The 7,119-nt window shown below is 68.5% G+C and carries 8 protein-coding genes; 5 read left to right on the forward strand and 3 right to left on the reverse strand.

Going from position 1 to position 7,119, the window contains the following annotated elements; all coding sequences use genetic code 11:
• Positions 1 to 606: 606 nt before the first annotated feature.
• From MKL20_RS31335 to MKL20_RS31345, 3 genes are all read left to right on the forward strand, one after another.
• A complete protein-coding gene (locus tag MKL20_RS31335) occupies positions 607 to 1,212 on the forward strand; it encodes a cell wall anchor protein (RefSeq protein ID WP_244039959.1) in 606 nt (201 codons plus the stop codon).
• Between the two features lie 21 nt (positions 1,213 to 1,233).
• Positions 1,234 to 1,812: an NADPH-dependent FMN reductase gene (locus MKL20_RS31340; RefSeq protein WP_244039960.1), complete on the forward strand. Its 579-nt coding sequence runs from the start codon at positions 1,234 to 1,236 to the stop codon at positions 1,810 to 1,812.
• Between the two features lie 415 nt (positions 1,813 to 2,227).
• Positions 2,228 to 2,560 carry a hypothetical protein gene (locus MKL20_RS31345; protein ID WP_243970203.1) on the forward strand — a complete coding sequence of 111 codons (333 nt, stop codon included), beginning with the start codon at positions 2,228 to 2,230 and terminating at the stop codon, positions 2,558 to 2,560.
• Between the two features lie 456 nt (positions 2,561 to 3,016).
• On the opposite strand, the gene MKL20_RS31350 is transcribed toward MKL20_RS31345, so the two are convergent.
• On the reverse strand, positions 3,017 to 3,232 hold the full coding sequence (locus MKL20_RS31350; RefSeq protein ID WP_092042182.1) for a hypothetical protein: 216 nt from the start codon (positions 3,230 to 3,232) through the stop codon (positions 3,017 to 3,019).
• A 194-nt stretch (positions 3,233 to 3,426) separates the two neighbouring features.
• Between MKL20_RS31350 and MKL20_RS31355 the strand changes: the two genes are divergently transcribed.
• Positions 3,427 to 3,711: a hypothetical protein gene (locus MKL20_RS31355; protein WP_244039961.1), complete on the forward strand. Its 285-nt coding sequence runs from the start codon at positions 3,427 to 3,429 to the stop codon at positions 3,709 to 3,711.
• 51 nt (positions 3,712 to 3,762) lie between these two features.
• Here MKL20_RS31355 and MKL20_RS31360 read toward each other — a convergent pair whose 3' ends face one another.
• The gene (locus MKL20_RS31360) at positions 3,763 to 4,239 is read right to left on the reverse strand and encodes a hypothetical protein (protein ID WP_243970199.1); all 477 of its coding nucleotides are present in this window, start codon (positions 4,237 to 4,239) and stop codon (positions 3,763 to 3,765) included.
• 136 nt (positions 4,240 to 4,375) lie between these two features.
• A complete protein-coding gene (gene serA, locus MKL20_RS31365) occupies positions 4,376 to 5,626 on the reverse strand; it encodes a phosphoglycerate dehydrogenase (RefSeq protein WP_244039962.1) in 1,251 nt (416 codons plus the stop codon).
• Positions 5,627 to 5,946: 320 nt separating this feature from the next.
• Here serA and MKL20_RS31370 point away from each other — a divergent pair, with 320 nt between their 5' ends.
• A complete protein-coding gene (locus MKL20_RS31370; RefSeq protein ID WP_244039963.1) occupies positions 5,947 to 6,795 on the forward strand; it encodes a transglutaminase-like domain-containing protein in 849 nt (282 codons plus the stop codon).
• Positions 6,796 to 7,119: the final 324 nt, after the last annotated feature.

A 7,119-nucleotide genomic window follows, 5' to 3' on the forward strand; every position in this document is an offset into this window, starting at 1 on the left:
GCATGATGAATCCGCGTCGGTTCTGCGGGCGGCGCGGCCCTGCCGCGACCGATCCCGGCCGACCCGGATTGTGGGCTTGAACCGCGTTAGGGTTCGAGACGGAGAGGCGGGCGAACTTATAAGGATCGCATGAGGAACGGCGGGGGTGAGGCCGTGCTCGGCACCGAGCCAGCAGGCCGCGAGGGGCCCGCTTGCTCGTACGGACCATCGGGACCATAAAACTCCGGAAAGGGCCCCGGTCCCCTCCCCCCTGCCGGAAAGGGACAGGGGGAGGGATGCGCGTTTTCCGGAAAAGGCTGGTCCCTCACCCCAGCCCTCTCCCGCACGGGAGAGGGGGCGCGTCGCGCCCCGCACAAGCCGGCGTGTGACCCCTTTGACCAGCATGGGAGAGGCGCCCCAGCCTCGTTCGGCAGCATAGTTGGGCCGCTTACTTCAAAGGGGAGGGCGCACGCCCTTGGCCGTCCGCCCGGGCCGAGCCAACGCCGGCAAAATTTGCCGCGCGGCCGATCCTGCCGGCCCTAAGCCCACCCCGGCCCTTGAAATTAAAGACAAAATTCTGGAACGCGCCGTGCCTGCTCTCACAGAAGGACTTCGCGAGGGCGTATCATGTCGGTCGGTTCGGTCACGAGCAGCAGTCTTCAGCGGGACCTCATCAGCGCCCTGCGGCAGACGCGGGCGGCGTCCGCGCAGCAGACCGATGCGAACGCCTTCGCGGTCGCCAGTCAGGGGGCAAGCCCGTCGTCGGGCTCGACCACGACCTCCGGCAGCACCGCCTCCGGCCCGGCCCTGTCGAGCGACCTGATGGCCTCGCTGCTGCAGGTGCAGTCCGATTACAGCCAGATCACCGCCCAGGGCGGGTTCGCGCCGCCCGGCAGCGCGTCGAGCGTCACCGAACAATCCACCGCCGATCCCGGCGCGGAGGACGGCCAGGACTCGCAGAATCCCGCGCCGGTCCATCACCATCACGGCCATCACGCCCGTCCGGTGGCGACCGATGCCGCGAACGCCACGGGCGCGAACCCGACCGCCGGCGACAGCACGGCCGCAGCGGCGTCCTCCGGCACCGCGACCGGCGACGCGAACCCGTTCAGCGGGATCGAGGACGGCCTGCAATCGTTGCTTCAGCAGGTCACGAAGGCGATTGCCGCCTACGCGACCACCGGACCGGTGGGGCTGGCCGCCACCGCGCTCACGACCACCTCGAAGACCTGACCGCGCTGATCGGAGATCGCCATGCCTCTCACCGTCCCGGTCATCCTCGGCAGCGTCCGCTCGGACCGGATCGGCCTCCGGGCGGCGCGGTTCCTGATCGCCCGGCTCGAGGCGCGCGGCCATATCGCCCCGTTGGTCGATCCCGCCGAGCTCGGCCTGCCGCTCCTCGACCGCATGTACAAGGAATACCCGGCCGGCACCGCCCCGGAGCCGCTGGAGCGGCTTGCCAAACTCTACCGCGGCGCCGATGCCTTCCTGATGGTCTCGGCCGAATACAATCACGGCGTCCCGCCGGCTTTGTCGAACACCCTCGACTACTTCCTCGAAGAGTATTACTGGCGCCCCTCGGCGATCTGCTGCTATTCCGCCGGTCAGTTCGGCGGGGTCCGCGCGGCGATGCCGCTCCGGGCGATGCTGGCCGAACTCGGCATGCCCAGCATCCCCTCGCTCCTGCCGATCCCGCGCCTTCAGAAGGTACTGGACGCGGATGGCACCCCCACGGAGGCCTGGATCGAGACGGCGACCGCCAAATTTCTGGACGAGCTGACCTGGTACGCCGAGGCCCTGCGCGCGCAACGGCAGACCGGGACGCCGTACTGACGGCTCTTCGACGGATCCGTCCCAACCGCGACCGTCGTCGCGCGCAGCGAAGCCATCCACGGGTTTGCCACGTTCGGGCATCGCGCGATGGCGGTCTCCTGCAATCCGGTCGACACCGCCCTCGCGCGGTTGTGACAGGTCACGAATATCCACCTTCCATTTGAATCCGCAGCTCGAAACGCGCATCGATGCCCGCGGCATTGAAGTCGAAAGACCCGTCAACAGGACAAACAACGCCTTAACTCTTGTAATTCGTCGGACAAACGGCAGTTCATCCCAAAGTTCAGCAACCATCCAGATCCCGGCGCAACACCCCGCGGATTGAGAAACAGTATTGCGCTGTTGCAAAAAGGTGGCTGCGGGGTCCGGGGAAGTATGAGATCTTGCCCGCGTTCCCAGTCGCGGACCCAATCTGATGAAACTCGACGAGAGGGCGCTCCTTCAGGAGCGCGTGCGCACGCTTGTCCTGCGTCATGCCCTCGAGGCGGCGCTGGAGCGCCTGGCGGCGGCCACCCGCGAGACGGGTAAGGAAGCCGCAGCCGAATTCCAGAGCCTGGAGCAGTCCCTGCTCTCCGCCGCCCGCAGCATCGCCGATCGCGCTACGAGCCAGAAGCTGGCGGTGCTGGTCGCCGTGGAAGACGCGAGCGCGACGCTCCGGAGCGCCTTCGACAACGCCCATAGCCGCCTCGACGCCCTCCAGACCGAGCAGCTCTCGGCCGCCGCGCCCCTGAACGCAGTGGCGGCGTAGGGCCAGCAGGGCCGGCTCCCGTTGCGGGCCGGTGCTTGCAATCTGAGGCGCTGGTGCATGGCGCCGCGAGTCTATGATCTATGGGCAGCACGGGCTGCCGCCGGGGCCGGGCACGCAACCACGCGCAGACGGCGCGGGTCGGTCGCCCTGGCGGCCTCAGTGATTGATGGATCGGTTTTGCGAGCCACAACGCGCCCCCTCTCCCGTGCGGGAGAGGGTTGGGGTGAGGGATACGCCTTATCAGGAGGAACCTGTCCCCTCACCCTGTCCCTCTCCCGCACGGGAGAGGGGACCCGCGCCGCATCCGGCGAAGGGGTAAAGCCACGGGCCCCACTAGGAAGAGGGGCCCGTCGCATTCTCGAAAAGTCCCTCCGCCTCGAACCTGCGGCGCTCATCGAAAAGCGTGTAGGGAGACGGAAAGGGCGGCGTTCCGCGCGAAACCCGACCCGCCAAAACTCACTGCTTGGCGCGGTTGATGATCGCCCAGAGCGCCTGGGCCACGGGCTCGGTCACGGTGCGCCGGTACTTGCGGTGCACGAGTTGGCCGTTGTGGAACACGTCCTGCTCGACATAGAGCCGATCGCCATCCCACCGCACGATGTTGTCGGATTCGATGGTCTCCTCGACGCCGAGATCCCCCCGCAGGATCGAGTTGCCAGTCTGGGTCAGCATACGCGCGTCCTCGTTCACGCTGTTGGTTCGGCGCAGGGAAGCAAAGTCGCGGCGTGCGCGGCGAAACTCCCGCAGAGGGTCACCATAGGAGCGTGCACCTGCGGGCGCCAGCGACGGCGCGGACGCAATCGGAGGTCCGTAACCCGGACGGATCGAGTCGTCAGGCACGTGCGCCCCGAGATCCGCCGGCATCGGTGAGCCGGCTTAACGTTACCCATGTGCGCTTCAACACGCCGCATCCTGCGCAGCAATGCGATGTTCTGCTCACGCTGCAGGTCTGCACGCAGGTCATCGCCTGGGTCGGCTACGCCGCGACGGAGGCGCTCATGTTCGCTCGCCCGTTCCGATACGTCGCCCCGGCGCTCGCGGCCCTCAGCCTGATCGCGCTGCGCCTCGCCAGCCCGTTCCTGACGCCGGCGGCGCCACCGCCGCCCGGCGCTCCCGAGGACCGGCGGGTCGTCTTCCGGCATTTTCTCTAGAGCATCATCCCGAAAGGCGGTTTCCGGCTTTCGGAAAAAGATGATGCTCGCTCAGCCGCGCCGACTGAGCACCGCGCCCGGCACCGGGCAGGCGGGCAGGGACGAGGGGCCCAGCACGATATCGCCCTGTTTCGGATTGTTGACCGTGAACGGCGCGGTCTCCTGCGTGCCGAAGAAGCCGCGGCCGAGCTGGGACGCGAAGAACTCGTCGCTTCCGAACCGGACGAAGCAGCGGTCGAGCACCGCCTCGTAATCGAAGCTCGCCTGCGTGACCGGGCTGCCTCCGGCCTCCGGAAGCCCGCAATAGGCCGAGATGGCGATCTGGCCCGGCCGCGACAGCCGCACCGGCAGCGACTGGCCCGGCAGCAGAGTCGCGGGCGGGCCGCCGTCCTGGCGAGCGACCAGAACGTAGGTCGAGCGGTTGTAGATCCGGCGCAGGCAATCCGCGGACGCATCGGAGACGACCGAGATCGTCCCGGCCAGACCGAGCACGAGGCCGGCCAATCCGCATCCAATACGCTTCGTCACCGCACATCCTCCGCCGATCGGCCGATCCATCAGCAAAGCGGCCGGGCATGACTTGAACAGCGCCCGGCGCCGCCGCGCAAGGCGAACGCGGCAACAGAGCCGGCGTTCGATGCGGCCACGGCGAAATCGCCCCGGTTCAGCGGCGCTCGTAGAGCAGGCGCGCCCGGATCGTGCCCGGGATCGCGCGGATCTCGGTGAGCAGCGCCTCGGCATCCGCGTCGGTGGCGTCGGTCTCCAGCACCACGTACCCGACCTCGCCATCGGTCTGGTAGAACTGCGCGGCGATGTTGACGTGGCCGCGGGAGAACACGTCGTTGAGCCGCCCGAGCATGCCCGGCAGGTTGCGCTGGACGTGGATGAAGCGCGTGCCCGTCGGCCGCGCCGGCAATTGCACCTGCGGAAAATTCACCGCGCCCACCGTCGAGCCGATATCGGAATAGTCGACCAGCTTGCGCGCGACCTCGGCGCCGATCCGCTCCTGGGCCTCTTCGGTCGAGCCGCCGATATGCGGCGTGAGGATCACGTTCTCGATGCCCTGGAGCGGGCTGACGAACGGCTCGGCGTTGGAGCCCGGCTCCACCGGGAACACGTCGATGGCCGCGCCCTTGAGATGGCCGTCGCGCAGGGAAGCCGCGAGGGCGTCGAGATCGACCACCGTGCCGCGGGCGTTGTTGATCAGGAAGGCGCCGGGCTTCATCGCCCGGATCTCGGCCTCGCCGATCATGTTGGCGGTGGCGTCCGTCTCGGGGACGTGGAGCGAGATCACGTCGCACTGGCCGAGCAGGTCGTGCAGGGTCTTGGTCGGCTCGGTGTTGCCGTGGCGCAGCTTGTCGGTGTGGTCGTAGAACAGCACCCGCATGCCCATCGCCTCGGCGAGCGTCGAGAGCTGCGTGCCGATATTGCCGTAGCCGACGATGCCGAGCGTCTTGCCGCGGACCTCCAGGGAGCCAACCGCCGACTTGTCCCATCGGCCTGCATGGGCGCCGACCGAGCGCGGCACGATCCTGCGCAGCAGCATCACGATCTCGCCGATGGTCAGCTCCGCCACCGAGCGGGTGTTGGAGAACGGCGCGTTGAACACTGGGATGCCGCGATGGCGCGCCGCCTCCAGATCGACCTGGTTGGTGCCGACCGAAAAACAGCCCACCGCCAGCAGCCGGTCCGCCGCCTCGAAGGCCGCCGCGTCGAGTTGGGTGCGCGAGCGGATACCGAGCATGTGCACGCCCTGGAGCGCCTCGTGGAGGGCGTCGCGGTCGAGGGCCTTCGGCAGCCGGGTCAGGTTGGTGTAGCCGGCCGCCTGCATCAGCGCGACGGCGCTGTCATTGATGCCTTCGAGCAGCAGGACCCGGATCTTGTCCTTGGGCAGGGAAAGCTTGTCGAGGGTCATGGGTCGCGTTCGTCCGGCGGCGGGACGGTCTCGCGCAGCAATGCCGGGCCGTTCCGCGGGTCTGTTCGGCGGCAGCGATACGAGGCTGCCCTGTGCGATGCAACATGGCGCCGGGCACGGCAGGGCTGCACGGCAGACGCGCACGACCGGCGGCGCGATCCGGCTGGAGGCTAGGGGTGCCGAAAATTCGAGCACCGGGAGGTCCGACGACTGATACACAGATCGGAACCACTGGCCGATCTACGCCTTTTAGGCTCCATTACTATATGCGCTCACCCGACAGCACCGCTCCGTGCTGGCTTCGTCCACGGTTTCTCCCAATGCACGTCCGCACCGGCTTCACCATCGCCTTCGACACGCTCGGCCCGACGCCGATGAACCTGCTCCTCAACGTGCGCCCCGAGCGCCGGAGCGACCTCGTCACCCCGGAGGTGATCACCTTCGACCCGCCGGTCGCGGCGCGCCAGCATGTCGACGCCTTCGGCAATGTCTGCACCCGCATCGTCGCCCCCGGCGGCCGGATCACCATGGCGGCCGATTTCACCATCGCGGATAGCGGCCTGCCGGACGTAGAGGCGCCCGAGGCGCGCCAGATCCCGGTCCAGGATCTGCCGGACAACGTGCTGATGTACCTGCTCGGCTCGCGCTACTGCGACACCGACAAGTTGTCGGGCATCGCCTGGTCGCTGTTCGGCTCCACGCCGGAGGGCTGGGCGCGGGTCCAGGCGATCGTCGACTTCGCCCACAACCGCCTCCGGTTCGACTACCAGCAGGCCGACGCCACCCGCACGGCCTTCGACGGCTACACCCAGCAGGTCGGCGTCTGCCGGGATTTCGCGCATCTCGCGATCACCCTGTGCCGCTGCATGAACATCCCGGCCCGCTACGCCACCGGCTATCTCGGCGATATCGGCGTGCCGAAGGACCCGGCGCCGATGGATTTTTCGGCCTGGTTCGAGGTCTACCTGGAAGGCCCTGAGGGCGGGCGCTGGTACACGTTCGACGCCCGGCACAACCAGCCGCGGATCGCCCGGATCGTCATGGCCCGCGGGCGCGACGCCACGGATTGCGCGCTGACCACCAGTTTCGGGACCGCCTACCTGGTGCAGTTCGACGTGCGCACCGATGAAGTCGACGACGAGCAGGCCGTCCTGGCGCGGGCCGCCTGATTGGGCGGCAGGGTGGGGGCTTCCTAACTGTCTTGAGCGCCGTCGCTTCCCCCTGTGATCCCCTCGCCCCGCTTGCGGGGAGAGGGCCGCGACGACCTCGTCGTCGGCGCGGCGAGGCGACAGCCGAGGGTGAGGGGGCGAGTCAGGACGAGCTTCATCCGTTCAAGCGCTCTCACCGCCGCTCCGGCTTCGCCTGCGCTTCCCGCACGGACGACGAGGTCCGTGCGGGCCTCTCCCCGCGAGCGGGGCGAGGGGACCCGCGCCGCATTCGGCATCGGAGCAAATCCGTTGGCGTCAACACAAGAGCCCAGGGAACGCGGAGCG

The sequence above is a fragment of the Methylobacterium sp. E-066 genome, assembly GCF_022829635.1.
In the GTDB taxonomy this organism is placed as follows: domain Bacteria; phylum Pseudomonadota; class Alphaproteobacteria; order Rhizobiales; family Beijerinckiaceae; genus Methylobacterium.